Source organism: Mesorhizobium sp. B2-1-8 (genome assembly GCF_006442545.2).
In the GTDB taxonomy this organism is placed as follows: Bacteria; Pseudomonadota; Alphaproteobacteria; order Rhizobiales; family Rhizobiaceae; genus Mesorhizobium.
In genome coordinates, this window is sequence record NZ_CP083952.1 from 3,460,700 (window position 1) to 3,484,391 (window position 23,692).

25 protein-coding genes are annotated in these 23,692 nt (G+C 62.2%); 12 read left to right on the forward strand and 13 right to left on the reverse strand.

All coding sequences use genetic code 11. The annotated features are described in order from the left end of the window. Positions 1–12: 12 nt before the first annotated feature. From FJ970_RS16905 to FJ970_RS16935, 7 genes are all read left to right on the forward strand, one after another. Complete coding sequence (locus FJ970_RS16905) at positions 13–1,245, forward strand: hypothetical protein (RefSeq protein ID WP_140758234.1); 1,233 nt, start codon at positions 13–15, stop codon at positions 1,243–1,245. After that, positions 1,242–2,000 (forward strand): FkbM family methyltransferase, encoded by a 759-nt coding sequence (locus FJ970_RS16910; RefSeq protein ID WP_140758235.1) that lies wholly within the window; start codon positions 1,242–1,244, stop codon positions 1,998–2,000. Before FJ970_RS16905 ends, FJ970_RS16910 begins: the two co-directional genes overlap by 4 nt. A 151-nt stretch (positions 2,001–2,151) precedes the next feature. Further along, complete coding sequence (locus FJ970_RS16915) at positions 2,152–4,713, forward strand: GcvT family protein (RefSeq protein ID WP_140758236.1); 2,562 nt, start codon at positions 2,152–2,154, stop codon at positions 4,711–4,713. 94 nt (positions 4,714–4,807) lie between these two features. After that, positions 4,808–5,656 carry a DUF1194 domain-containing protein gene (locus FJ970_RS16920; protein WP_181178486.1) on the forward strand — a complete coding sequence of 283 codons (849 nt, stop codon included), beginning with the start codon at positions 4,808–4,810 and terminating at the stop codon, positions 5,654–5,656. Positions 5,657–5,770: 114 nt separating this feature from the next. Beyond that, positions 5,771–6,721: an ABC transporter substrate-binding protein gene (locus FJ970_RS16925; RefSeq protein WP_140758238.1), complete on the forward strand. Its 951-nt coding sequence runs from the start codon at positions 5,771–5,773 to the stop codon at positions 6,719–6,721. 68 nt (positions 6,722–6,789) lie between these two features. After that, a complete protein-coding gene (locus FJ970_RS16930; RefSeq protein ID WP_140758239.1) occupies positions 6,790–7,563 on the forward strand; it encodes an ABC transporter permease in 774 nt (257 codons plus the stop codon). Continuing rightward, positions 7,560–8,345, forward strand: a complete 786-nt coding sequence (locus FJ970_RS16935) for an ABC transporter ATP-binding protein (RefSeq protein WP_140758240.1) — start codon at positions 7,560–7,562, stop codon at positions 8,343–8,345. The genes FJ970_RS16930 and FJ970_RS16935 overlap by 4 nt, the downstream gene beginning before the upstream one ends. 37 nt (positions 8,346–8,382) lie before the next feature. On the opposite strand, the gene FJ970_RS16940 is transcribed toward FJ970_RS16935, so the two are convergent. Then, entirely contained in the window at positions 8,383–9,321 is a 939-nt protein-coding gene (locus FJ970_RS16940; protein WP_348642693.1) for a GlxA family transcriptional regulator, read from the reverse strand. A gap of 188 nt (positions 9,322–9,509) precedes the next feature. Between FJ970_RS16940 and FJ970_RS16945 the strand changes: the two genes are divergently transcribed. Beyond that, positions 9,510–10,094 (forward strand): hypothetical protein, encoded by a 585-nt coding sequence (locus tag FJ970_RS16945; RefSeq protein WP_181178488.1) that lies wholly within the window; start codon positions 9,510–9,512, stop codon positions 10,092–10,094. Positions 10,095–10,174: 80 nt separating this feature from the next. Here the strand turns inward: FJ970_RS16945 and FJ970_RS16950 are convergent, their stop codons facing one another. Then, positions 10,175–10,360: a hypothetical protein gene (locus FJ970_RS16950; RefSeq protein ID WP_027145885.1), complete on the reverse strand. Its 186-nt coding sequence runs from the start codon at positions 10,358–10,360 to the stop codon at positions 10,175–10,177. A 218-nt stretch (positions 10,361–10,578) separates the two neighbouring features. On the opposite strand from FJ970_RS16950, the gene FJ970_RS16955 reads away from it, so the two are divergent. Continuing rightward, positions 10,579–11,478, forward strand: a complete 900-nt coding sequence (locus FJ970_RS16955; RefSeq protein ID WP_015317416.1) for a LysR substrate-binding domain-containing protein — start codon at positions 10,579–10,581, stop codon at positions 11,476–11,478. On the opposite strand, the gene FJ970_RS16960 is transcribed toward FJ970_RS16955, so the two are convergent. Both FJ970_RS16960 and FJ970_RS16965 read right to left on the reverse strand, forming a co-directional pair. Further along, on the reverse strand, positions 11,479–12,459 hold the full coding sequence (locus FJ970_RS16960; protein WP_140758242.1) for an alpha/beta hydrolase: 981 nt from the start codon (positions 12,457–12,459) through the stop codon (positions 11,479–11,481). A 216-nt stretch (positions 12,460–12,675) separates the two neighbouring features. Further along, positions 12,676–12,861, reverse strand: a complete 186-nt coding sequence (locus FJ970_RS16965; protein WP_181178490.1) for a hypothetical protein — start codon at positions 12,859–12,861, stop codon at positions 12,676–12,678. Between the two features lie 335 nt (positions 12,862–13,196). Here FJ970_RS16965 and FJ970_RS16970 point away from each other — a divergent pair, with 335 nt between their 5' ends. Continuing rightward, entirely contained in the window at positions 13,197–14,171 is a 975-nt protein-coding gene (locus FJ970_RS16970) for an acyltransferase family protein (protein ID WP_227791813.1), read from the forward strand. A gap of 69 nt (positions 14,172–14,240) precedes the next feature. Here FJ970_RS16970 and FJ970_RS16975 read toward each other — a convergent pair whose 3' ends face one another. The 7 genes from FJ970_RS16975 to FJ970_RS17005 form a co-directional block, all read right to left on the reverse strand. Continuing rightward, positions 14,241–16,370, reverse strand: coding sequence for an ASKHA domain-containing protein (locus tag FJ970_RS16975; RefSeq protein ID WP_140758243.1), 2,130 nt, complete (start codon positions 16,368–16,370; stop codon positions 14,241–14,243). Then, complete coding sequence (locus FJ970_RS16980) at positions 16,321–17,295, reverse strand: methyltetrahydrofolate cobalamin methyltransferase (RefSeq protein ID WP_140758244.1); 975 nt, start codon at positions 17,293–17,295, stop codon at positions 16,321–16,323. Before FJ970_RS16980 ends, FJ970_RS16975 begins: the two co-directional genes overlap by 50 nt. 81 nt (positions 17,296–17,376) lie before the next feature. Continuing rightward, a complete protein-coding gene (locus FJ970_RS16985) occupies positions 17,377–18,468 on the reverse strand; it encodes a methylenetetrahydrofolate reductase (protein WP_140758245.1) in 1,092 nt (363 codons plus the stop codon). Beyond that, a complete protein-coding gene (locus tag FJ970_RS16990; RefSeq protein WP_140758246.1) occupies positions 18,465–19,061 on the reverse strand; it encodes a methylenetetrahydrofolate reductase C-terminal domain-containing protein in 597 nt (198 codons plus the stop codon). Before FJ970_RS16990 ends, FJ970_RS16985 begins: the two co-directional genes overlap by 4 nt. Next, positions 19,054–19,356 carry a virulence factor gene (locus tag FJ970_RS16995; protein WP_140758247.1) on the reverse strand — a complete coding sequence of 101 codons (303 nt, stop codon included), beginning with the start codon at positions 19,354–19,356 and terminating at the stop codon, positions 19,054–19,056. The genes FJ970_RS16990 and FJ970_RS16995 overlap by 8 nt, the downstream gene beginning before the upstream one ends. Before the next feature lie 202 nt (positions 19,357–19,558). Beyond that, positions 19,559–20,341, reverse strand: coding sequence for a formyl transferase (locus FJ970_RS17000; protein WP_140758248.1), 783 nt, complete (start codon positions 20,339–20,341; stop codon positions 19,559–19,561). 104 nt (positions 20,342–20,445) lie between these two features. Then, a complete protein-coding gene (locus tag FJ970_RS17005; protein WP_140758249.1) occupies positions 20,446–21,021 on the reverse strand; it encodes a DUF4893 domain-containing protein in 576 nt (191 codons plus the stop codon). A 123-nt stretch (positions 21,022–21,144) separates the two neighbouring features. Here FJ970_RS17005 and FJ970_RS17010 point away from each other — a divergent pair, with 123 nt between their 5' ends. Beyond that, positions 21,145–22,065 (forward strand): NAD-dependent epimerase/dehydratase family protein, encoded by a 921-nt coding sequence (locus tag FJ970_RS17010; protein ID WP_140758250.1) that lies wholly within the window; start codon positions 21,145–21,147, stop codon positions 22,063–22,065. A 5-nt stretch (positions 22,066–22,070) separates the two neighbouring features. Here the strand turns inward: FJ970_RS17010 and FJ970_RS17015 are convergent, their stop codons facing one another. After that, a complete protein-coding gene (locus FJ970_RS17015) occupies positions 22,071–22,700 on the reverse strand; it encodes a DUF1638 domain-containing protein (protein ID WP_140758251.1) in 630 nt (209 codons plus the stop codon). Between the two features lie 54 nt (positions 22,701–22,754). Here FJ970_RS17015 and FJ970_RS17020 point away from each other — a divergent pair, with 54 nt between their 5' ends. Then, positions 22,755–22,892, forward strand: coding sequence for an entericidin A/B family lipoprotein (locus FJ970_RS17020; protein WP_140758252.1), 138 nt, complete (start codon positions 22,755–22,757; stop codon positions 22,890–22,892). Between the two features lie 81 nt (positions 22,893–22,973). Here FJ970_RS17020 and FJ970_RS17025 read toward each other — a convergent pair whose 3' ends face one another. Further along, positions 22,974–23,672 (reverse strand): corrinoid protein, encoded by a 699-nt coding sequence (locus tag FJ970_RS17025; RefSeq protein WP_027046950.1) that lies wholly within the window; start codon positions 23,670–23,672, stop codon positions 22,974–22,976. Positions 23,673–23,692: the final 20 nt, after the last annotated feature.

A 23,692-nucleotide genomic window follows, 5' to 3' on the forward strand; every position in this document is an offset into this window, starting at 1 on the left:
CGCTGATCAGACATGCTGACCACGTCGCCCGCTCCGCAAAATCCACTCGACCGGTTCGCCGAAGCCGGTCTGGCGTGGGGCGAGCGGACTTATGCACGGCTGGCGGCTCCGATCGGTGCGGCGGCCTTCGCGCTCTATATCCTTTTGACGGCGTTCACGGCCTGGGTAATGCCCGATGCCAACTGGGACATCCTGCCCTATCTCGCGATAGCCGAGGAGGGCGCCCATCCCGATGCGCAGGCGCTGCATGACTATGCCTTCAACACCGTCAAATCGGGTGTGTCGGCCGGCGACTACAAGGCGCTGACCGACGATGGCGGCGGTTTTCGCAGCCACATGGCGCAGAACGCCGCCGACTTCCATTCGCTGCTCGGCATGTACCGGATCAAGTTTCTCTATGCCGAGATCCTGTCGACGCTGGGTTCCGTAATGTCGCCGATCGAGGCGATGCGGCTGGTGCAGGTGTTTTCGGTACTGCTGTTCGGCGCGATCACATTGCTCTGGCTGCGTGGGGAAAAGGCATTGGCGTTGGCGCCGGTGGTCGGCGCGGTCCTGATCATGGCCGATTTCGGCGATGCGGCGCGCGCCTCGACGCCTGATCTGCTCACGTCGGCGCTGCTGCTCGGAGGGCTCTATGCCTATATTAGAGGCCGCGAGGCGGCGACGGCGATCCTGCTCTTCCTTGCCTTCATGGTGCGGCCTGACAACATTGTTTTCCTTGCCGTTTTCGCAGTGCTGCTGGTCGTGTTCCGGCAGAAGGCATGGGGCGCATTGGCGGGCTTCGCCGCCTCGCTGGTCGCTTATTTCGCCATTTCGCATTGGGCGCATCATCCAGGCTGGTGGCCGCATCTGTGGTTCTCCAGCATCGAACAGCACTACAACATGGACGAGTTCGAGCCGGCTTTTTCCATCACCGCCTATCTCCGGGCGTTTGCCGCCTCGCTGCTGCGCGCCGTCAATCTGAACAGCTGGGTCGGGGTCTCGGTGCTGGCGCTGGCCGGCTGGTTTGCGGCCAACCGTGCCGGCTTCGGGCTCGGTCGCCGCGCCGGTATCCTGTTTGCGGCGCTGGTGCTCGGTGCGCTGGCCAAATTCACCGTCTTCCCGATCCACGACACGCGCATCTATTTTCCGCATCTGGTCCCGCCCTTCCTGCTGCTGGCATCGCCCTTCATGGCGCTGTGGGCGGCGGTCGCCCGCGGCCAGCACCGCGTCGCCTTGCACGTCATACCAAGAGACAAATCATGAGCTCAGTTTCCAGCCTGGCGCGCATTGCCCTGTCGCTTGGCCTTCCCGCCGGCCTGCTGGATCGCGGGCCATCGCTGCGCGGCACCAAGTTCCTCGCCAAAGCGGCGCTGGAGGCACGCTTCGGTGGTAGCGGCCGGCCATTCCAGATGGTCAATGTGGGCGCCTGCGATGGTGCGCTGTTCGATGACGTGACGCCGTGGCTGCACCGCATTCCAACGGCCCGCGCCATGCTGGTCGAGCCAATCCCGTACAACCAGAAACGGCTGCGCGCCAATTATCCCGACACGGACCGCTTCGTCATCGAACCGGTGGCAGTGACGAGGACAAAAGGTACGATCACCGTCCACACCTTTGACGCGGCCGCGCTCGAGGCCGGCACGCTGCCGATCGAGTTCATTGGCTGCTCGTCGGTCACGGACACCAATCTGATGTCGGGCAAGAATGCCTGGGGCGAGGCCGACGCGAATTTCAACAAGTTCGCGCCGCACCTGAAAGACATCGAGGTGCCATCGGAGACCTTGCAGACATTGCTTGACCGCAATGGCATCACCCATATCGATGCCTTCCTCGTCGATTGCGAAGGCGCAGACTGGATCGTATTCGAGCAGCTCGACCTCAAGCGCTATCGTCCCGGCATGATCAAGGTCGAGGTCGGTGCTCTGCCTGCCCTGGAGATCGGTCAGGTCGTGGTCAAGCTGAAGACGGCGGGCTACCAGGTCGGTTTCCAGGCCGAGGATGTCTGGGCATTTGCCTGATGGGTAGCTGTTTTCCCTGATTTGGGAGGGGTCGCGCCGCATCCGCGGCGTGTCGCAAACAGGCGGTAGCGCCGTGCCCGTCGCCTGCATATTGTGCGCCGATCAAACGGGCGCCGAAGCCGCCCGCAACAGCATTCTGGAGTCGCGGGCAATGGCAGAGTTTCCGAAAAAGGCGAAGGTCGTCATCGTAGGCCTCGGCGGCATTGTCGGCGCATCGATCGCCCATCATCTGATCGAGCGCGGTTGGGACGACATTGTCGGGATCGACAAGTCGGGCATCCCGACCGACATCGGCTCGACCGCGCACGCTTCCGACTTCTGCTACACCACCAGCCACGATTTCCTGTCGTGCTGGACGACGCTCTATTCCATCGATTTCTACGAGAAGATGGGTAATTATGCGCGCGTCGGCGGCTTGGAAGTCGCCCGTGTCGGCGACGATAGCCGCATGGACGAGATCAAGCGCAAGATCGCTTCGGCCAAGGCTTTCGGCACGCGCGCACGCCTGATCGAACCCGCCGAGATCAAGGAAAAATTCCCACTGATCGAACAGGATCTGGTGCAGGGCGGTCTTTGGGATCCCGATGCCGGTCTCGTCATTCCGCGCTCGCAGACCGTTGCCGGCAAGCTGGTCGACCAGGCGGAAGCCTCCGGCAAGCTCAAATCCTTCGCCAACACGCCGGCGAAGTCGCTTGTCGTCAAGGACGGCCGCATCAGCGCCGTGGTGACCGATCGCGGCACGATCGAGGCCGACTACGTCATCGTCTGCGCCGGCATCTGGGGCCGGCTCATCGCCGAAATGGTCGGCGAGGACCTGCCGGTCATGCCGATCGACCATCCGCTGACCTTCTTCGGCCCGTACACCGAGTTCGCCGGCACCGGCAAGGAGATCGGCTGGCCGCTGCTGCGCGACCAGGGCAACTCGGCCTATATGCGTGACACCGGCGACCCCAAGACCGCCGAGGGCGGCCAGATCGAATGGGGCTATTACGAAGAGACCAATCCGCGCCTTTGCCACCCCCGCGATCTGCTGGAGAAGGACCAGGCACGGCTGTCGCCGTCGCAGCGCGATCTCGACATGGAGCAGATCCTGGCGCCGCTCGAACGCGCCATGGAACTGACGCCGATCCTGGGCGAACTCGGCTACAACGAAAGCCATTCATTCAACGGCCTGCTGCAGGTGACGGCCGACGGCGGCCCATCCATGGGCGAAAGCCAGAAGGTGAGGGGGCTTTGGTATGCCGTCGCCATCTGGGTCAAGGACGGCCCCGGCATGGGCAAGCTGATCGCCGACTGGATGACGGACGGCCGCACCGAGATCGACCATCACGCCATCGACTATGCCCGCTTCTATCCGCACCAGACCAAGGAACAGTTCATCTGGGATCGCTGCACCGAGACGGCGATGAAGGTATACAATCCGGCGGTGCATCCGCGTGAACCCTTCTCCAAGGCCCGCAACATCAGGCGCTCGCCGTTCTGGGAGCGCGAGAAGGAACTCGGCGGCTATTTCATGGAGCTCGGCGGCTGGGAGCGTGCGCATGGCTATGCCGCCAACGAGCATCTGCTCGAGAAGTATGGCAACCGGGTGCCGGTGCGCGAGAACGAATGGGACAACCGCCATTTCTGGCGCGTCTCCAACGCAGAGCATCTGGCGATGAGCGAGGATTGCGGCATCGTCAATCTCTCGCATTTCTCGATGTATGACCTCGAAGGGCCCGACCATGTCGCGCTGCTGGAATGGCTGTGCGCGGCCAAGATCGGCGGCGACAACAACATCGGCAAGGGCATCTACACCCACTTCCTCGATGAGGAAGGCATGGTGCGCGCCGACTTCACCGTGATCCGCATGGCGGACCGCTGCCGGCTGATCGACGGCGCCGACGCCGGGCCGCGCGACTTCCAGTACATGCGCCGTACGGCTCAGGACAAAGGGTTCGACGTCACCATCACCGATGTGACCGAGAAGTACGTCACCATCGGCATCTGGGGACCGAACGCGCGGACGACCTTGAAGAAGGTGGTCGAGAACCCGGATGGGCTTTCGCCGGAGAATTTTCCATTCGCGGCCATCAAGCCGGTCAGGATCGGCGGCAAGGATGTCACCGCCTTCCGCATCTCCTATGTCGGCGAGCAGGGCTGGGAACTTCATATGCGCTACGAGGACGGTCTGGCCGTCTGGGACGCGCTGCGCTCGACAGGCGTCATGCCGTTCGGCGTCGAGACCTACGCCAACACCCGCCGGATGGAAAAGAGCCTGCGGCTGCAGAACGCCGACCTTCTGACCGAGTATAATCTGCTGGAAGCCGATCTCGCCCGACCGAAGGTCAAGGAGAACGATTTCTGCGGCAAGGCCAAGCATGTGGGGTATCGCGAACGCGCGCATCAGCCTGCCATGCTGTGCACGTTGGTGATGACCGAGAACAAGGATTCCAGGGGTGTTGCCCGTTATCCCGTCGGCATCATGCCGGTGATGGACCCCGAGAGCGGGGAAACACTGGTCGACGAACTCGGCCGCCGCTCCTTCACAACATCGGTCGCCTATGGTCCGACCATCGGCAAGAACATCGCGCTCGCCTATCTGCCGTGGGCCTATGCGCAGGAGGGCCGCAAGCTCGCGGTCGAGTATTTCGGCGAGACCTATCCGGTCGAGGTGGCAAGCGTCGGCTACAAGCCGCTTTACGACCCGGAGAATCTGAAGCCGCGGAGCTGATCGCCCAACGCCAGGGCGCGCACAGATTGGATCAGCCCGGCAAAGGCCGGGCTTTTCTCTTTTTCGGTGGGCGATTCTGGCTTACCCTCGCGGAATGTCTGGTTTGCCCTGCGCAAGACATCTGTTTTCCGCCTCTGCCGTACTGGGACTGATGCTCTGGCCGGCGCCAATGTCCCGCGCGGACGAGCCGGTCGATGTCGAGCTGGTGCTGGCGGTGGATGTTTCGCTGTCGATGTCGGCGGATGAGCTTGAGATCCAGCGCCATGGCTACGCAGCGGCGCTGACGCATGACAATGTGCTGCAGGCGATCGCCGATGGCGTCTATGGCAAGATCGCCGTCACCTATGTCGAATGGGCCGGTACCAGCTGGCAACGCGTCATCGTGCCGTGGACGGTGATCGCAAGCCGGGCCGACGCCGAGCGGGTTGTGGCGCAATTTTCGGCCCAGCCGCCCGACAGCGCGCGGCGCACCTCGATCTCCGGTGCGCTGGAGTTCGGTAGCGACCTTTTCGCCGAAAGCGGCTACCAGGGAACCAAGCGCGTCATCGACATTTCGGGCGACGGGCCAAACAACCAGGGCGCGCCGGTCAATCTCGCCCGCGACGGCGTGGTCAGGCAAGGCATCGTCATCAACGGCCTGCCGCTGATGACCCGAGGCGGCTTTTCCGGCGTCTATGACGTCAACGATCTCGACCGCTACTACAGCGACTGCGTCATCGGCGGCGCCGGCGCCTTCATGATCCCGGTCAACGACTGGACGCAATTTCCCGAAGCCATCCGCCGCAAGCTGGTGCTGGAGCTTGCCGGCCCGGCGTCGCGCCAATGGGCGGCGGAGGAGGCGGATCACCCGCCAGTGGTGCTGGCGCAGGACAAACCCGCCGCCGACTGCCAGGTCGGCGAGAAAATGTGGCGCAACCGCAACTGGATGCCCGACACCAGGTAGAACAATCTGAAACCGGTTGCCGGGCTGCTTTCCACGCAAACACGTTCCTGTCGATTGACAAGCCCATCGGCCTCTGTGAACAATTTCCCCCAGAGAAACAAAAGGGGAACCGACATGAACAGGATAACCGTCTTTGCCGCGACATTGACGCTTGCCGCGGGTTTGACCGCGCCGGCGATGGCCGCCACGTCACTTACCATCGGCATCAGCGGATGGACCGGCTTCGCGCCGCTGACACTGGCCAAGCAGACAGGGCTGTTCGAGAAGCATGGCCTCGACGTGACCTTGAAGAAGGTGCCGCAGGCCAGCCGTCCGCTCGCCATCGCCAGCGGCGACCTGCAATGCGCCGCCACCACGGTCGAGACCTGGCTGGTCTGGAACGCCAGCGGGGTGGCCACCAAGCAGATTTTCCAGCTCGACAAATCCTATGGCGCCGACGGCATCGTCGCGCGCAACGACATCAAGACCGTCGCCGATCTCAAGGGCAAGACCGTCGCCTCCTCGGCGCCAGGCACGTCGCCCTATTTCCTGCTCGCCTGGGTGCTGAACAAAAACGGCATGTCGACCAAGGACGTGACGGTCGTCAATCTCGAGCCTGACGCGGCGGCGCAAGCCTTCCTCGCCGGCCAGAACGATGCGGCGGTCACCTATGAGCCGTTCCTTTCGGCCGTGCGCGACAAGGCCGACCAGGGTCATATCCTGGCGACCACGCTCGACTATCCGATGGTTCTCGACACGGTCGGCTGCACGCCCGAATTCCTCAAGGCCAATCCTGACGCCGCCAAGGCGCTTGCCGACAGCTATTTCGATGCTCTCGACATGATCAAGAAGGATCCGCAGAAATCCTACGAGATCATGGGCGCCGACGTGAAACAGTCGGCCAAGGAATTCGAGGATTCGGCGAAGTACCTGAAATGGGCCGACAAGGCTGAGAACAAGCAGTTCTTCACCAAGGAATTCCAGGATTTTTCCAAGACCGCGGGTGCACTGCTGCTGCAGATGGGGCTGATCAAGGAGGCGCCCGACGTCGCCACGCTGGCCGACACCAGCGCCGTGGCGAATTGACGGTTCAACCCTTGGGCATCGTGCGGTGGCGCAGAGCGCCGCCGCCTTCCCGCTAAAAAAGGACGAAGATGCGCCCCTTGCATCCTGTCTCACCGAGCCTGCGAACAGTGCTCGGCATTTCCTTCTTCGTGCTGTTCGTGGCCTTCTGGGCCTGGATCACGCTTGGCGGCCACGTCAACCGCATCTTCCTCGCCGATCCGCTGTCGATGCTGCGGGACGGCTGGCGGCTGCTGGTCGAGGACCGTTTCTGGCTCGACATACTGATCACCATCTGGCGCGTCTTCGGCGGCTTTGTGCTGGCCTCGGTCGTCGCCGTGCCGCTCGGCATCGCCATGGGCGCCTGGAAGCCGGTGGAAGCGTTTCTGGAGCCCTTCGTCTCCTTCGCCCGCTATCTGCCGGCGTCGGCCTTCATTCCGCTGCTCATCCTGTGGGCCGGCATTGGCGAACTGGAAAAACTGCTCGTCATCTTCGTCGGCTCGGTGTTCCAGATCATCCTGATCATTGCCGTCAAGGTGGGTTCCACGCGGCGCGACCTGGTCGAGGCCGCCTATACGCTGGGCTCGACCAGCAACGGCATCGTCAGGCGGGTGATCATGCCGGCCAACGCGCCCGAGATCGCCGAGACGTTGCGGCTGGTGCTCGGCTGGGCCTGGACCTATGTCATCGTTGCCGAACTGATCGGTTCGTCGTCCGGCATCGGCTACATGATCATCAACAGCCAATCGCGGCTGGCGACCGGTCAGATCATCTTCGGCATCATCGTCATCGGCCTGATCGGGCTGTTGTCCGATTTCGCTTTCAAGGCGTTCAACCGCTGGCTCTTTCCGTGGAGCCTGGCGTGAGCAAGCTTCTCATCGAGGGCGTTTCCCGGACTTTTGCCGGCGTGCGCGGCGGAGAGCCGGTCAGGGCGCTGATGCCGGTCGACCTGGCGGTCGCGGCCAATGATTTCATCACCATACTGGGGCCGTCCGGTTGCGGAAAGTCGACGCTGTTGAGGATCGTCGCCGGCCTGGAGGCGCCAAGCGAAGGCCGCGTTCTGCTTGATGGCAAGGCGGTGACGAGACCGGGACCGGATCGCGGCATGGTCTTCCAGTCCTACACGCTTTTCCCATGGCTGACGGTCGCCGAAAACATCGCCTTCGGGCTACGCGAACGTGGCATGGCCGAAGAGGAGCGGGACGGGATCGTCGCTTCCTATGTCGATCTCGTTGGGCTGAAGGGGTTCGAGAACCATTGGCCGAAGCAGCTTTCCGGCGGCATGCAGCAGCGCACGGCGATAGCGCGGGCACTGGCCAACGATCCGGAAATCCTGTTGCTGGACGAGCCGTTCGGGGCGCTCGACAACCAGACGCGCGGGCTAATGCAGGAATTGCTGCTCGGCATATGGGAACGGCGCAAGAAGACGGTGCTGTTCGTCACCCACGATATCGAGGAGGCGATCTTCATGGCCTCGCGGGTCATCGTGATGACGGCGCGGCCCGGCCGCATCAAGTCGGATGTCGCCATCGACCTGCCGCATCCGCGCCACTACACGCTGAAGACCAGTCCGGAATTCTCGGCGTTGAAGGCACGGCTGACCGAGGACATCCGCGTCGAAGCGATGCGAACGGCAGACGCGCACTAACCGCTCGCGGCTCGGTCGTCCGCGCGTATGGTTTGGATCAGGCCGCCAGCAACTGCTTGCGGTCTACGCGCTCTTGCTGCGGCGAGCGGGCGTAGAGCTCGCGGTAGCATTTCGAGAAATGCGAGGCCGAGACGAAGCCGCAGGCGACCGCCACTTCGACCACCGGCAGCGACGACTGGATCAAGAGATGGCGGGCGCGGTCGAGGCGGATTTCGAGATAGTAGCGGGCAGGGGAGCGGCCCATCTCGGTGCGGAACAGGCGCTCGATCTGGCGGCGCGACAGGTCGACATGGTCGGCGATCTCGATCAGCGACAGCGGCTCGGACAGATTGGCCTCCATCAGTTCGATGATGGTCAGCACTTTCGAGTTCTGCACGCCGAGGCGGGCGCGCAGCGGCAGGCGCTGGCGGTCGGTCGGGCTGCGCACACGGTCGGTCAGCACCTGCTCGCACACGCGGTTGACGAGGTTCTCGTCGAAATCGTCGCCGATCAGCTTCAGCATCATGTCGAGCGCGGCGGTGCCGCCGGCGCAGGTGTAGATGTTCTGGTCGATCTCGAACAGGTCGGCAAAGACATTGGCCTTCGGGAAGGCCTCGGAAAAGCCCGGCAGGTTTTCCCAATGGATGGCGCAACGCTTGTTCGACAACAGCCCGGCGGCGGCGAGGATATGCGCACCGGTGCACAGGCCGCCGACGGCGACGCCGCGGTTGTATTCCTCGCGCAGCCAGGCAAAGGCCGACTTGTTCTGGTAGCGCTCGACATTGATGCCGCTGCAGACGATGGCCATGTTGGGGCGATCCGGCCCTGCCATCTTCTTGCGTTCCTCCTCGAGCGAGGTGTTGACCGCACACTCCACGCCGTTCGAGGCGCGCACGGGTTTGCCGTCGATGCTGGCGAGACGCCAGCAGTAGGCCTCGTAGCCGAGCATCCGATTGGCGGAGCGCAACGGGTCTAGCGCGGTCGCAAAAGCGATCATGGTGAAATCGGGGACAAGGAAGAACACAAACGATCGCTTGATCGGATGCTTGACGGCGTTCACGGGGAACCTCATCTGGCCATGACGCGAACAGGATGTCGCGAATAGCATAGCGTCATCAGGAAAAACCATTCCTGTCAATTGGCTAGACGGCTTTGGCAAGATTAAATTTGCGACATGGGTCGCAAATGGACAATCGCCGCGCGGTGCTGCTCAAACTAGGCCACCGCCAGGTTGTGAAAAGGCGATGGAAGCGCAACGAGATAAACGCCGCCTCGGCGGAACCGAAGCGGCGGCAGTCGACTCTCAAGCCGTGGCAGGGAGCACGGCTCTGGAGATATCTTTGTATTTTCTATTTTTTACGCAGTTCAGGCGACGAAGCCGAGACGCGCGGCAGCCATGGCGCCGGTCTGGCCAGGCATGGTCTTGGCAAGGCGCTGACGCTCGAGAGCCGTGGTCAAGTTCATTTCGCGGCGTGCGAAGAGGCGGGCAAAAAGCTTCATGATCATCTCCAATCGGTTGCTCAGACGGGTCGCCTTCGCTTGATGGAGTGGGGCAGCTCGTTTGCTGGCGGTGATATAGGCTCGTGTAAGCAGAAACTAAATCGCAAAAGCGAAGCGCTTGATATGAAAAGCGACACCGAATGCGACAGATTTGGGCAGGGTGTAGGTGGTGTGCTCAATATTTACGAATATTTACAGATGGTTAGCTTCAAAGACGAGCTGCCATGCGGCTTGCTCATATGCGCCATGCAGCGGCGGCATGGCTCCTGAATTCGTTTGAATACAAATAAAATAGAGAAGGCCTGCCGGGCGGGTTGCGCGGCAGGCCTTCAGCACGAGGTACACACGATTTACTTTGCTCCAGCCCAGGATCCGACGCCATTGCGAATGCCGGTCTTGGTATCGGAAGCTTCCGGCCAACCGATGTCCTTCTGCAACTCGATCGGCAGGGAACGGATGGCGCGTTCGGTCTGGTAGCGGGCGCGGGCCGCGTTGAATTCGGTCGCGATGCGGCCGAGGGAGGACAGGATAGACATTTCGATCTCCTTTGCAGCGGCGCGGGATGCGCCGGCAATGCGTTACGTCAGTCTGTTTCAGCTTCATTTCACGTCGAATGCAGGTCTGCGACGTGGGCGTTTCGTGACCGCTTCTGGCAGCAGACTGCTTCGATGGAGTTGACTATGCTCCTGATCTGATGTTCAATCAAACGAAATGGAATGATGCTTTGTATCAGAAAAATTGAAGGCTGATCGCCATGAACGCTCCACTCAATCACCCGCTGCCGCTGCTCGACCTCGATGTTTTGCGCACTTTCGTGGCGATTGCCGAGACCGGCAGTTTCACCACCGCGGCCAATGCGGTGTTCCGCACACCGTCGGCGGTCTCCATGCAGATCAAAAAGCTGGAAGACATTCTCGGCCGCTCGGTGTTCGCGCGCGACGCGCGTTCGGTGACGCTGACCACGGACGGCGAAATGCTGCTCGGCTATGCCCGCCGGCTTTTGTCGATCAACCGCGAGGTGGTATCGAAGTTCATCATCCCCGACATTGTCGGCGTGGTGCGGCTCGGCTCACCTGACGACTATGGCGAGCGCGTGCTGCCGCATGTGCTGAAGCGTTTCGCGCAGTCGCATCCCTCGATTGCAGTCGATGTCACCATCGACCAGAGCAGCAACCTGCGTCGGCGCATGGACGACCGGGCGCTCGACATCACGCTTCTGACCAACTCCTACAAGACCAGCGCGCTCGGCGCCGAGGTGCTCTTGACCGAGCCGATCGTGTGGGCCGGCGCCAAGGGCGGCTGCGCGCATCTGCGCGAACCGCTGCCGGTGTCATTGTGGGAAGAAGGCTGTGCCTGGCGGGCCGGTGCGCTCGAAGCATTGGGCCGCGAGGGCCGCAACTATCGCGTCGCTTACATGAGTGCCCATACCGCAGGCCAGCGTGCCGCGATCATGGCAGACCTTGCGGTCGCGCCGCTGCCGAGATCGTTCCTCGGCAACGACATGGTCGAACTCTGCCCGAAGGACGGGATGCCCGATATCGGCACTTACAATCTTGCCATGGTGGTGGCGCCGGACGCCAGCGCGCCGGTCAAGGCCGTCGCCGACCACATTCGCGCGACCTTCGAGGTGTTTCGGGAAACCGGCAAGTTCTGATCATCCGGGATACTCGGACCGAAGGCCTTGCTCCGCCGCCTCTTCGGAGGGCGCTTTGAACCTTGCCGCCGTGCCTTGAACGATCGGCGAGGGGCTCTCGCTCAGGAAAGCGACGATGTGTTGGCGCGCACGCCGCGCTTCCGGCATGTCGATCAACGGCCAAACGTGGAACATGCCTTCCTCGTAGACCAACTCCACCTCGACACCGACGGCGCGGGCTTTTTGTGCAAAGATCAGATTGTCGGGCGTGAGAAGATCGCGGGAGCCCGTCAGGAGCAATGTCTTTGGCAATATCGACAGTTCGCCATAGACCGGGCTGATGCGCCAGTCGGTCGGATCCATACCGGCACTATAGAGCCGGATTGCCTCCCGCCCACCGGCAATGCCCAACCATGGATCGTTCCGCTCCGCCTCGAACACTTCGGGGTTTGCGAGCGAGACGTCGAGCCCGGGTGAAATCAGCACATGACGCGAGGGTACGGACAAACCCTCTTCCGCCGCCATCATGGTCAGCACCACGGCCATGTTGCCGCCCGCGGAATCGCCCATGAAGATGATGTCTTCCGCCTCTGTCTCGTCGAGCATCTGGCGATAGACGGCGCCGACCATGCCGAACATGGCGTGGAAATCATGTTCCGGGGCGATGGGATAGATCGGCACGGTGATGCCGTAGCCCAGCCGCTCGGCCATGTCGGCGATCAGATACCAGTGATAAGGCGTAATCTCAAAGACATAGGCGCCGCCATGCAGGTAGAGTATCCGTTTGTGCTCTCCAGCCCTGGGGGCGATTTCGTAGACCGGGAAACCGTCAACGGTGCGCGTCTGGATGTCGTAACGCTGCTGCAGCGCGGCCGGCGGATGGTGATCCTCGGTCTTGCGCGCGGCCGCGATCCAGCGCTGCAGGTTTTCCGGGCTGGAAAAGGCCTGCTTGCGGCTGTACCTGAGCACGAAGGACACGACGTGGCTTTTCAAACTTGGCATGCGGATACACGGACTTCGGCTGCAGCCGACTAAGAGAATTCCCCTTCGCTTTTGAAGATCGTGCCCTGGCCAAAGATGTCAAGATCAGCGCCTTGTCCACACGCTGGTGTGATCAATGGCGCGGCAGAAGTGCCGCGCGTAACCGGTTGTTGGCCGTCGGGGACGTACGAGGTCCCCGGCGGAGCCCGAGCAATTTGCATTTCTCGGTGAAGGTCATCAGCGTGTCGTTCCCAGGAGCAGCGAGGCGAGCGTGGCCTGCGGATCGGCCGGTGGTGAAGCCGGCCAGCCGATGTCCTTCTGGACATGCGCCGGAAGACTGTTCAGCGCGCGGATCGCCTTGTTCCTGGCATGGGTTTGCCTGATGGCCACACCGAAGCGGCCGAGATTTTCGAACATCGACATTTTCATCTCCCTTGATGAACGGCGCTGGCCAAGGACTATCTTCGGCCGCCGTTCGATGCGGGGTAGATGCGCCTGACATGTATCGGATAGATTTCGCGAAAATAGAGCGTTCGTTTCAAGATCCGCCTGATCTGGAAACATTGCATACAAATGAGTTTCCGAGGCGCCGAAGCCGTTTTCAGGCTCCGAAAAATTCCATGTCCTCGCGCGGTGGTGCGCTGCGACTCGAACAGAAAGTGGTTGACAAGTCGCCCCGCAACTGCCCGTAATTGTGCAGTGCAGCAGAAGAAGTGTGCGCTGCAGCGCAAATACGGAAACCATGACCGGGAGTCATCGTGCCGAGTATCCATAGTATTCAATACCTGCGGGCGTTGGCCGCGAGCGCCGTGGTCTGCTTCCACGTCAGCGAGCAGTTCGGCGGCCCGTTCTCGGTCGGCGCCGCCGGGGTCGACATCTTCTTTGTGATCAGCGGTTTCATCATGTGGGTGACGACGGCGAGCCGCCCGGCGGATCCAGCGGGCTTCATCAGCCGCCGGATCACCCGCATCGTGCCGCTCTACTGGATCGTCACCTTGCTGATTGCGTCAGCCATGCTGATCAAGCCGCAGTTTTTTTACGATCATCTGTTCAGTCCGCTGAATCTCGGCCGCTCGCTGTTCTTCTTGCCGCTTCGGGAAAACGGCGCATTGCACCCAATCGTCCTCCAGGGTTGGACGCTGAGTTACGAGATGATGTTCTATCTCGTTTTCGCGTTGACTCTTCTTCTGGGCGAACGATGGCGTTTGAGCGTGCTCGTCGGCGTTCTCACCATCATCGTCGCGCTGCATTTTGTCTTGCCTGACGGATATCCACGCTCCTTCACCAGCCCGATCGTACTCGAGTTCGCGGCCGGCGTCATTGTCGGACGCCTGTGGGTCCAGGACGTTCGGCTCTCGTTTGCGCTGGCCCTGACGCTGCTTGTTGGCGGGTTTCTTCTGCTTGCCGTCACCCCTGTGGCGGATGCCGATATGCCGCGCGTACTGCGCTGGGGCATCCCGGCCATGCTGATCGTGACGGGCGCGGTCTTTGCCGAACGTGCTCGGCCATTCAGGCCTGTGGCCTTGTTCAACTTACTCGGCGAGGCCTCCTATTCGATCTATCTTTGGCACGCCCTGGTGGGCGTCGCGGTGACCGGCATCACCTTGCGGCTCGGCATGCTGCCGGCACTGCAGCCGGCAGTGATCGTCGTTCTCAGCCTTGCGTTCTCGGCGATGCTTTATCTGGTCGTCGAAAAGCCGCTCATCCGGGCGCTGCACCCCTCGCGCCCCTAAGGCTCCAAGCTCGGACGAGAGACCCCACTTGCACGGGACTCATGAATCCGACCGCGATGGCCTGAAGCGTCAGTCGCGACTGCGCCGAGCAGCATGGCCTTCGCGGGAGCGTCGGCGCGGTGCTGCATCTCCGGCGATGCCATCCTCGCTCACCGTCTTGCGTGGCGGCAGTTTCACCGCCGCCGACAGTTTCGGGAACGGATCGACCTTGTTGGGCAGCGCCATGGCGTAGACGAAATGCTCCTGGAATTTCGGTTCCAGGGCGGTCTCGATCTTCTCGATCTGGCTCACCGTCTCCTCGATCTCGCGGCGATAGCCGCGATTGAGCAGCGCCATGCGGGCACCGGCACCAGCGGCGTTGCCGACGGCCGAGACCTTGTCGAGATCGCAATCGGGGATAAGGCCGAGCACCATGGCGTATTTCGGATCGATGAAGGAGCCGAAGGCACCAGCGAAATGGATGCGGTCGACATGCTCGGCGTTCTGCTTTTCCATCAACAGCTTGGTGCCGGCATAGAGCGCCGCCTTGGCAAGCTGGATGGCGCGCACGTCGGTCTGGGTGATGGTGATCTTGGGTTCGCCTTCCTTCAGCACATAGGAGAAGGTGCGGCCGTTGGCGACGACGCGCGGCGAGCGCGCGGCAAGCGATCCGTCGACGACACCATCCTCCGAGATGATGCCGGCGAGATACATTTCGGCGACGATCTCGATGATGCCAGAGCCGCAGATGCCGGTGACACCGGTCGCCTGCACGCTATCGAGGAAGCCCGGTTCGTCGGACCACAGTTCCGAGCCGATGACGCGGTATTTCGGCTCCAGCGTGTCGGGATCGATGCGCACGCGCTCGATGGCGCCGGGCGCGGCCCGCTGGCCACCGGAGATTTCGGCACCTTCGAAGGCCGGACCGGTGGGCGAGGAGGCAGCGACAACACGCGCGCGATTGCCGAGTACGATCTCGGCATTGGTGCCGACATCGACGATCAGCATCATCTCATCCTGGCGATGCGGGCCTTCCGACAGCGTCACCGCCGCCGCGTCGGCGCCGACATGGCCGGCAATGCAAGGCAGCATGTAGAGGCGCGCGCCCTGGTTGAGCTTGAGGCCTATGTCGGAGGCCTTGATGCGCACGGCGCCCGAGACAGCGAGCGCGAAGGGAGCGCCGCCGAGCTCGGTCGGATCGATGCCGAGGAACAGGTGATGCATGATCGGATTGCCGACGAAGACGGAATCCAGAATGTCGTTGCGCTGGACATTGCCTTCCGCGCAGACCTTGTCGACGAGGCCGGAGATCGCCTCGCGGACGGCAACCGTCATGCCTTCGCGGCCATCGGGGTTCATCATCACATAGGAGACGCGGCTCATCAGATCCTCGCCGAAGCGGATCTGCGGGTTCGACGTTCCGGACGAGGCGGCGACGCGGCCCGACAGCAGCGACACCAGATGCATGGCGATGGTGGTCGAGCCGATGTCGCAGGCCAGGCCATAGGCCTCGTTCTTGAGGCCAGGCCACAGCGCGATGACGCGCGCGATGTCGCTGTCGGCATCCTTGTGGATGGCGGCTGTCGCGGTCCAGTTGCCTTTGCGCAATATGCCTTGCACCTGCGGCAGCAGATAGAAGTCGAATTCGAGGTTCTTAAAACCCCAGTCCTTCATCAGCGCGATCTTGAGCCGGTCGAGATCGCCTGATGGATTGTGCATGTCGGGCTCTTCGATCTCGACATAGCACATGCGGATGGCGGTATCGCGGGCGATCACCCTGGTGTCTGCATCCTTGCGGATGGTCTGCGCATTGATGACGGTATCCTGCGGCACGTCGATGACGAGATCGCCGAGGATCTGGGCGGAGCAGGAGAGGCGGCGCCGTTCGGGCAGGCCGCGCACGCGTTCGTAGCGCTCTTCCTTGGGGCCCTTGGGCGAGATGTGATCGTTCGAGGAGGTGATCTTGTGCTTGGCGAAATTGCCTTCCTGCACCTCGATCTGGCAGCGCCCGCAAGTAGCGCGTCCGCCGCACACGCTCTCGACATAGACGCCGAGCTGGCGCGCGGCGTCGAGCACCGGCGTGCCGACAGGGAACCGCCCGCGCTTGCCTGACGGCATGAACAGCACGAGCGGATCGGTAATATTTGCAGGTGAATTCACGATTGCGCGCTTATCCCCGGCCCATCCGGGCTTCACGACCGCCGCGCCGCCGGCTGCCATTGCCGCCGCCTTCGCCCGGTGCATTGACCGCTGTCGGCGCCGCCACCGCGTGGCCGCCTTCGGCCGGCTTGTAATCCTTGTAGGTCTTGATCCACTTGGTGCAGTTCTCGTCGGTGCCGTTCAGCACGTTGGCGCCGCGCACGGCTTCCATCTCCTGCGGCCGAACCGGGTTCATGATCGCCGAGGTCATGCCGGCGCCGATCACCATCGGGATGAAGGCGGCATTGATGCCATGGCGGTGCGGCAGGCCGAACGAGATGTTCGACAGGCCGCAGGTGGTGTTTACCTTGAGTTCCTCGCGCAGGCGGCGCAGCAGCGCGAACACCTGGCGTCCGGCATCGCCAAGCGCACCGATCGGCATGACCAGCGGGTCGACGACGACGTCATGCGCCGGAATGCCGAAATCGGCGCAGCGCTCGACGATCTTCTTGGCGACGGCGAAGCGCACATCCGGGTCCATCGAAATGCCGGTCTCGTCGTTGGAGATGGCGACGACGGGCACGTTGTACTTCTTGACCAGCGGCAGGATGGCCTCGAGCTTTTCTTCCTCGCCGGTGACGGAGTTGACCAGCGGGCGGCCTTTGGCGACCTTCAGCGCGGCCTCGATCGCGGCGCTGACGGAGCTGTCGATCGAGAGCGGCAGATCGACCAGGCCCTGGACGATCTCCAGCGTCTGCACCAGCAGGCCAGGTTCGGTTTCGTTCGGGTTGACCGAGGTGACGCCGGCATTGACGTCGAGCATGGTGGCGCCGCATGCGGCCTGCTCCAGCGCGTCCTTGATGACGGTCTCGAAATTGCCAACCACCATCTCGGCGGCGAGCTTCTTGCGGCCGGTCGGGTTGATGCGTTCGCCAATCACGCAGAAGGGCTGGTCGAAGCCGATGATGATTTCTCGTGTCGCCGAGGCGACGATGGTCCGGGTCATGAAATCTCTCCGTCGTGATATAAAGAGTTCTTTATATCGTTATCTCTTGTCGATCAAGCGAATGGTGATCGCGCAGCGCTCTCAATGCGCGGTCTTCACCATATCCACCTGGGTTTCGGTAATTTCGTCGTGCAGGATGTGATCCAGCCGTTCGGCGACCATCTGGTCGTCGCGGCGGATCTCACGCTTCCATGGCTGGCGGCCCTTCAGCACGCCCGATTCGTCGACGATCTCGGCGACATATTCTTCCTGGCGGTAGGCCATCACATGGACGCCTGAGACACCGGGAATTTCCTTCACCTCGTTGATGATGTCGGTGCAGAGCTGCTTGCCTTCCTTCTTCTGGTCCTGGGCGCCTTCCAGCCGCTTGATGACGGTGTCGGGGATATGGATGCCGGGCACGTTGGAGCGGATCCATTTTGCCGTCTTGGCGGAAGCGAGCGGGCCGACGCCGCACAGGATGAACACCTTTTCGGTGTGGCCGAGATCGCGGGCCTTCTGCATGAAGGTTTTGAACATCGGCACGTCGAAGCAATACTGCGTCTGCACGAACTGCGCGCCGGCGGCGATCTTCTTGCCGAGATGGATCGGGCGAAAGTCGAAGGGCGGCGCGAACGGATTGACGGCAGCGCCCAGGAACAGCTGTGGCGGCGTCGTCAGCTTGCGGCCGGACAAAAACTTGCCGTTGTCACGCATGATGCGGCAGGTCTCCAGCAGCGACATGGAATCGAGATCGAACACCGGCTTGGCACCCGGCTGGTCGCCGGCCTGCACGCCGTCGCCGGTCAGGCACAGCATGTTGGCGACGCCCATCGCGGCACCCCCCAGCACATCGCCCTGAATGGCGATGCGGTTCTTGTCGCGGCAGGCGATCTGCATGATCGGCGCATAGCCCATGCGGGTCAGCAGTGCGCAGATGCCGACCGAGGACATGTGGCAATTGGCGCCGGACGCATCGACCGCGTTGATGGCGTCGACCCAGCCGTCGAAGATCTTCGCACGGTTGTAGACGTCCTCGGGATCGGCGCTGTCGGGCGGGTTGAGCTCGGTCGTCACCGCGAACTCGCCACGCCTGAGCACGCGCTCCAGCCGGCCGCGAGAGGTGTGGCCGGGCAGGGGATCGAGCGGCAAATGGATGCCGGCCGGATTTTCGTCGAGCTGGCGGCCGGTCATGCGGAGGCTCCGGTCTTCGCGGCAGCGGCGGCTTCACGGGCCGCTGCCGCCTGTGCGGTTACCCGCAGCCAGGCCGAGGTTTCGCGTAACGACTGATCGACCGGCTTCTGCACGGTGAGGATCCTGTCGGAATTGACCATGTTCTGCGAACCTTCCCAGGCCTTGACCCAGACGCAGGGCATATTGGGCTCGACCTCGCAATTGCCGTTGGCGCGCACGCCGCCGCAAGGGCCGTTGCGCAACTGCTTGGGGCAATTCATCGGGCACGACATGCCGGTCGAGGACAGGATGCACTGACCACACATGCGGCAGTCGAACATGAATCCCTTGACGCGCTTTTCGACGAACTTGATGGGAGCTTCGACGCGGCCATAACCGATGCCCTTCCACAAGGGGTGCAGCAGCAGGAAGGCGTCGGAAAAACGGGCATAAAACCATTCGAGCAATCGCGAGTGCCGAACAGACCATAATCTCACCGCGAACGAGCGCTGTACGCGGCGCTGCGGCGACACGTCGGCCGGCTTGTAGTCGGATTTCGGCGCTGCCTTCTTGACCAGCGTGGCCTGGGTAACCGCCGGGTTCTCGTCAGACATTTTCTTTTCCGCCCGCCTTGACCAGAGCGACCAGCCGCTCGCGGTCGTATTTCGCGTCGAGTTCGTGGAATGCCTTTTCGACCTCGGCTTCGAGATCGTCACCGACCGCAACCGGATCGGCCTTGCGCCATTCGGCGAGATAGTCGTCGGTGCCACCGGCGCCGGTGCGCATGGCGCACATGTCGATCGCCTCGGTGAAGCGCAAGGGCAGTTCGCGCTTGGCGTTCTGCCGGCCTTTCCTGACGATGACCTGGGCAGGGATGTCGCGCCAGTAGACGACGATAAGATCGGCCATGAATTCTCGCTCCTCGATATTCCGAGCATTGCCGCAAGCGTCGTAAGGCTGCTTGTTATGGGACGACGCGCGCGCATTCAAAAGCGACGCATTTCGATGTCGTAAAATGAAAGGTGGGTTTATTCGTTTGCGACCCATGTCGCGACGGGGTCGATGCAGCAGCAATGGCGGCGGAGTTTGCGCTGTTCCTACGCTGGATGCGTTACCAGATGCCGGTTCTCAGCCCTGTCCAGACGTAGAACCAGATCGTCGGGTGGTACCACTGTTTCGATGGCAGGCCTGGATCGAACGTTGCGAGTTTCCCGGCCAGCGCGTCGCTGACCGCCTCGACGCAGATATCGCGCGAAAACGCCGTCTGGCGCAGCGCATAGCTCGAGATGGTGTCGCCTTGTTTCGGCTTGCTGTGCGCCTGCTTCAGCACACCGCCGGTGTCGACGCCTGCATCGACCAGATGGACGGTCGTGCCGAAATTCTGCGGATCGCCTGACGTCAACGCCCAATAGCCGCCATTCATGCCGCGATATTTCGGCGTGATGCCGGCATGATAGTTCAGCACCGGACAAGGCATTTTGCCCAGCATCTCCCTGGAAATCAGCCGGCAGCCGTTCAGCAGCACGACGCCGGGCTTGATCGTCTCGATCGCCTGCAGGCATTCTTGGCTGTTGGCGGATGCCACATGGACGATGACCTGGCCTTGCCGCGGTTCCGTTTCAAGCTTCTCCTCGGCAATCAACCGGGCGGCGTGTTTGACATTAAGCCGTTTGCCAAGCCTGCTCAGCACCATCGTGCCGAGCTGACCCATGGCGGAGATCCAGCCCTGGCGTCGGGCGCGGCCGCGCAGCAATTGTTTTTTGGATTCAGGGATTTCGAGGACGACGCTGACAGGGCCGACGCGGTCGGCGAGGTCGTTGATCATGGCCCAGACGTGTGCGCCGCCACCGGTGACGACTACAATCGGCCGCGGATTGGATTGCGACGCTGCCATTGATCTTGCCATGCTCCACGGACCGGCTGATGTGGCCGGGACCTTAGGGCAGGTGGGTTAATCCTTGGTGTGCCGGAAGCCTTACGAGGACATGAAGATGCCGGTCAGCGCTTGAACTCCATGATGTCGAGCTTCGATTCGTAGTAGGGCGCGGGGAATTCGATGCGCCATTCCTTGGCGCTGTTGCGGAAAGCGTAACCGACCTGGTCGGTTTGCGGGCCGCTGCCATAGGGCTTTGCCCGGTCGTCGTTGACGGAGCCGGAGCCAAGATAGATCGAGCGCTTGTCGCCATCGTCGAAGAAGCGGCCCCGGGTGCGCTGCGAACCACTGATCTTTTCCAGCCGCCAGCCGGAGCCATCATCGGTCACTCTGCATTTGAACCAGCCATAGATGACGAGCGGGCTCAGCCCGCCGACCTTGATCGTGCGGCACCGCCAGCTGCCGGTGAGGTCCTTGTCGGAGAAGGCGGCCAGCGGCTTGGCCAGCAGTGCGTCGAGTTGCTCGACCTCGGCGGGGTCGCCCGCCTTTGCCTCGGCGAGCGCCGCCTTGCGGATGTCGCCATATTTGTCGAGCCGCTCCTTGTCGGCGGTGGTGATCAGTTTCTGCACTTGACCATCGGCAAGGGCGGGCAAAACGCAGCAGAGGAAAACAAGGGCGGCAAGCAAGGGGCGAAGGTTCATCAAAGGATTCCCTGTTTTTTGTTCTGGAACGGCGCCGCTGCCGTCTGGTGCATAACTTACCGGGTCGCTGGCGCCTGTCATCCGTGCTTAACAGCGTCACGGTCGAAATTCATGGTGTGACGAATGCGAATCTTGCTCACGGGATCGTCGGGTTGGCTGGGAAGCGCGTTGGCGCCGCTGCTGCGCGGGCTTGGACATGACGTCACCGGCCTCGATCCCGTTCCATCGGCCGAAACGCGGATCGTCGGTTCGATCGCCGATCGCGATCTGGTCATGCGAGCGGTCAGGGACAATCGAACTGAAGCCATCATTCACAGCGGCGCGCTGCACAAGCCCGACATAGAAAGCCACGCCAACAGCGATTTCGTCGCCACCAACGTGCAAGGCACGCTGAACTTGCTCGATGCGGCGGTGGCGGCCAACGTGCAACGCTTCGTCTTCACGTCAACGACTTCATTGATGATCTCGCAGGCGATACGCGACGGCTTCAAGGGCGGTGCGCGCAAGGCGGCATGGCTGACGGAAGCGATGTCGCCCGAGCCGCGCAACATCTATGGGGTGACCAAGCTCTCCGCCGAACATCTCTGCCGCCTCTATCACCTTCAACATGGGCTGGCGGTGGTAGTGCTGCGCACGGCACGTTTCTTCCCCGAGGCCGACGACATGGCGCATGCGATCGAGCAGTCGGACGCCAACACCAAGGCGAACGAATTGCTGTTTCGGCGGCTGACGGTGGACGACGCGGCGCAGGCACATGTCGCTGCATTGGAGAAGGCACCGGAGCTCGGCTTCGACATCTTCATCGTCTGCGCGCCAACGCCGTTCCAGCCCGAAGGTTGCGCGGACTTGATCGCAGACGCTCCATCGGTCGTGGCGCGTTATTTTCCCGAGTTTCCCATGCTTTATGCGCGCAAAGGCTGGACGATGTTTTCCTCGATCGACCGAGTCTATGATACATCGCGGGCGAGGGACAGTCTGGGTTTTGCCTGCAGGACGAACTTTGCCGACGTGCTGACGGCGTTGGCGGCCGAAGACGGGAGCTGAAGCCGTCAGGCGTTCGCGGCCGCCCGCGCCAGGCCTGGCGTCAGGTCGCCAAAACCGGTGGAGCGGCGCTCATAGGTAAGGCCAAGCAGGGCGGCGGCCTTTTCAGCGACCTTGTCGAGCTCCGGATCGTCGGTCTGCGCCAGATAGATCAGCTTCTCGTAATTGCCGAAATAGTCCTTGATCAGCTCCGGGTGCTTGTCCAGCCCGAGCGGCTTCATGAAGAAGGCATCGAACTGGCGGCACAGGAAGTCCGTCATGTAGAACGACATCATGTCGTCGTCGGCGACCTTCGCATAGGCCTCCATGCCCTGGTAGAAGGCGAAGCAATGCGGACCGGCCATGCGCTCGACGCCATGCTTCTCCAATACGCGGTCAAGCAGGCCGCCGGTGCCGCAATCGGCATAGCCGACGAAGATGTTGATGTAACCCTCCGCCTTGGCCTTCTCGATCGCCTTGTCCATGGCCGGTGCGATGCGGTCGGGATAGAAATGAAATTCCGCCGGCAAACACGTCAATTCGAGGTGATCCAGCCCGAGCCGTTCCTTGACGGCCAACACCTCGCGCGCAATCATCCCGCAGGCGATGACGAGCAGCCTGTCTGTCTGATTCGGTTTCGTTTTTTTCGTCTTGACCAAGTCGAGCCGGCTTTTCGCTGCGGGTTAATTTATCTGTCGAGGGAGACACCGTCCATGAAACTGCTACGGGTAGCGCCGATGGTTATCCTTGCCTGCGCGCTTGCGCTCACGGCGTGCGCCAACACCATTCGGGGTGTCGGCAAGGATGTCAAATCGACGGCGAGGGCGGTCAAAGACACTGTCGCCAATTGATCGGCAGCCACCTCCTTCATCTGGGAACAAAAAAGCCGCGCTGCAAGGCGCGGCTCTTTTTCGTCGTCCTGATGCCTTGGATCAGGCCGAAGCACGCACGTTGTGCTTGCGCTTCATGAAGTCCTTGGCGGTCTCGACCGCCACCGCGGCGTCGCGGCAATAGGCATCGGCGCCGACGGCCTTGCCGAATTCCTCGTTGAGCGGTGCGCCGCCAACCAGCACGACATAGTCGTCGCGAATGCCCTTTTCCTTCATCGTGTCGATGACGACCTTCATGTAGGGCATGGTGGTGGTGAGCAGCGCCGACATGCCGATGATGTCGGGCTGGTGCTGCTCGATCGCGTCGAGATACTTTTCGACCGCGTTGTTGATGCCGAGGTCGATGACGTCGAAGCCGGCGCCTTCCATCATCATGCCGACGAGGTTCTTGCCGATGTCGTGGATGTCGCCCTTGACGGTGCCGATCACCATCTTGCCCTGTTTCGGCGCGCCTGTGGCGGCGAGCAGTGGGCGCAGGATGAACATGCCGGCCTTCATGGCGTTGGCGGACAACAGCACTTCGGGAACGAACAGGATGCCGTCGCGAAAATCCTCGCCGACGATACGCATGCCTTCGACCAGCGCTTCGGTCAGTACCTTGTAGGGCACCCAGCCGCGCTCGAGCAGAATGCGCGTGCCTTCCTCGATTTCTTCCTTCAGACCGTCATAGAGATCGTCGTGCATCTGCTGCACCAACTCATCGTCGGAAAGTTCGGAAAGGATAATCTCGTCGTCGGACATTTTAATCCAGCTCCTCACGG

Excerpts from the sequence above, each read along its gene's own strand:
- FJ970_RS16905 (WP_140758234.1), top strand. The coding sequence starts at position 13 with ATGCTGACCACGTCGCCCGCTCCGCAAAATCCACTCGACCGGTTCGCC.
- FJ970_RS16910 (WP_140758235.1), top strand. The coding sequence starts at position 1,242 with ATGAGCTCAGTTTCCAGCCTGGCGCGCATTGCCCTGTCGCTTGGCCTT.
- FJ970_RS16915 (WP_140758236.1), top strand. The coding sequence starts at position 2,152 with ATGGCAGAGTTTCCGAAAAAGGCGAAGGTCGTCATCGTAGGCCTCGGC.
- FJ970_RS16920 (WP_181178486.1), top strand. The coding sequence starts at position 4,808 with ATGTCTGGTTTGCCCTGCGCAAGACATCTGTTTTCCGCCTCTGCCGTA.
- FJ970_RS16925 (WP_140758238.1), top strand. The coding sequence starts at position 5,771 with ATGAACAGGATAACCGTCTTTGCCGCGACATTGACGCTTGCCGCGGGT.
- FJ970_RS16930 (WP_140758239.1), top strand. The coding sequence starts at position 6,790 with ATGCGCCCCTTGCATCCTGTCTCACCGAGCCTGCGAACAGTGCTCGGC.
- FJ970_RS16940 (WP_348642693.1), bottom strand. The coding sequence starts at position 9,321 with ATGATCGCTTTTGCGACCGCGCTAGACCCGTTGCGCTCCGCCAATCGG.
- FJ970_RS16945 (WP_181178488.1), top strand. The coding sequence starts at position 9,510 with ATGGACAATCGCCGCGCGGTGCTGCTCAAACTAGGCCACCGCCAGGTT.
- FJ970_RS16950 (WP_027145885.1), bottom strand. The coding sequence starts at position 10,360 with ATGTCTATCCTGTCCTCCCTCGGCCGCATCGCGACCGAATTCAACGCG.
- FJ970_RS16955 (WP_015317416.1), top strand. The coding sequence starts at position 10,579 with ATGAACGCTCCACTCAATCACCCGCTGCCGCTGCTCGACCTCGATGTT.
- FJ970_RS16960 (WP_140758242.1), bottom strand. The coding sequence starts at position 12,459 with ATGCCAAGTTTGAAAAGCCACGTCGTGTCCTTCGTGCTCAGGTACAGC.
- FJ970_RS16965 (WP_181178490.1), bottom strand. The coding sequence starts at position 12,861 with ATGTCGATGTTCGAAAATCTCGGCCGCTTCGGTGTGGCCATCAGGCAA.
- FJ970_RS16975 (WP_140758243.1), bottom strand. The coding sequence starts at position 16,370 with ATGGCAGCCGGCGGCGCGGCGGTCGTGAAGCCCGGATGGGCCGGGGAT.
- FJ970_RS16980 (WP_140758244.1), bottom strand. The coding sequence starts at position 17,295 with ATGACCCGGACCATCGTCGCCTCGGCGACACGAGAAATCATCATCGGC.
- FJ970_RS16985 (WP_140758245.1), bottom strand. The coding sequence starts at position 18,468 with ATGACCGGCCGCCAGCTCGACGAAAATCCGGCCGGCATCCATTTGCCG.
- FJ970_RS16990 (WP_140758246.1), bottom strand. The coding sequence starts at position 19,061 with ATGTCTGACGAGAACCCGGCGGTTACCCAGGCCACGCTGGTCAAGAAG.
- FJ970_RS16995 (WP_140758247.1), bottom strand. The coding sequence starts at position 19,356 with ATGGCCGATCTTATCGTCGTCTACTGGCGCGACATCCCTGCCCAGGTC.
- FJ970_RS17000 (WP_140758248.1), bottom strand. The coding sequence starts at position 20,341 with ATGGCAGCGTCGCAATCCAATCCGCGGCCGATTGTAGTCGTCACCGGT.
- FJ970_RS17005 (WP_140758249.1), bottom strand. The coding sequence starts at position 21,021 with ATGAACCTTCGCCCCTTGCTTGCCGCCCTTGTTTTCCTCTGCTGCGTT.
- FJ970_RS17010 (WP_140758250.1), top strand. The coding sequence starts at position 21,145 with ATGCGAATCTTGCTCACGGGATCGTCGGGTTGGCTGGGAAGCGCGTTG.
- FJ970_RS17020 (WP_140758252.1), top strand. The coding sequence starts at position 22,755 with ATGAAACTGCTACGGGTAGCGCCGATGGTTATCCTTGCCTGCGCGCTT.
- FJ970_RS17025 (WP_027046950.1), bottom strand. The coding sequence starts at position 23,672 with ATGTCCGACGACGAGATTATCCTTTCCGAACTTTCCGACGATGAGTTG.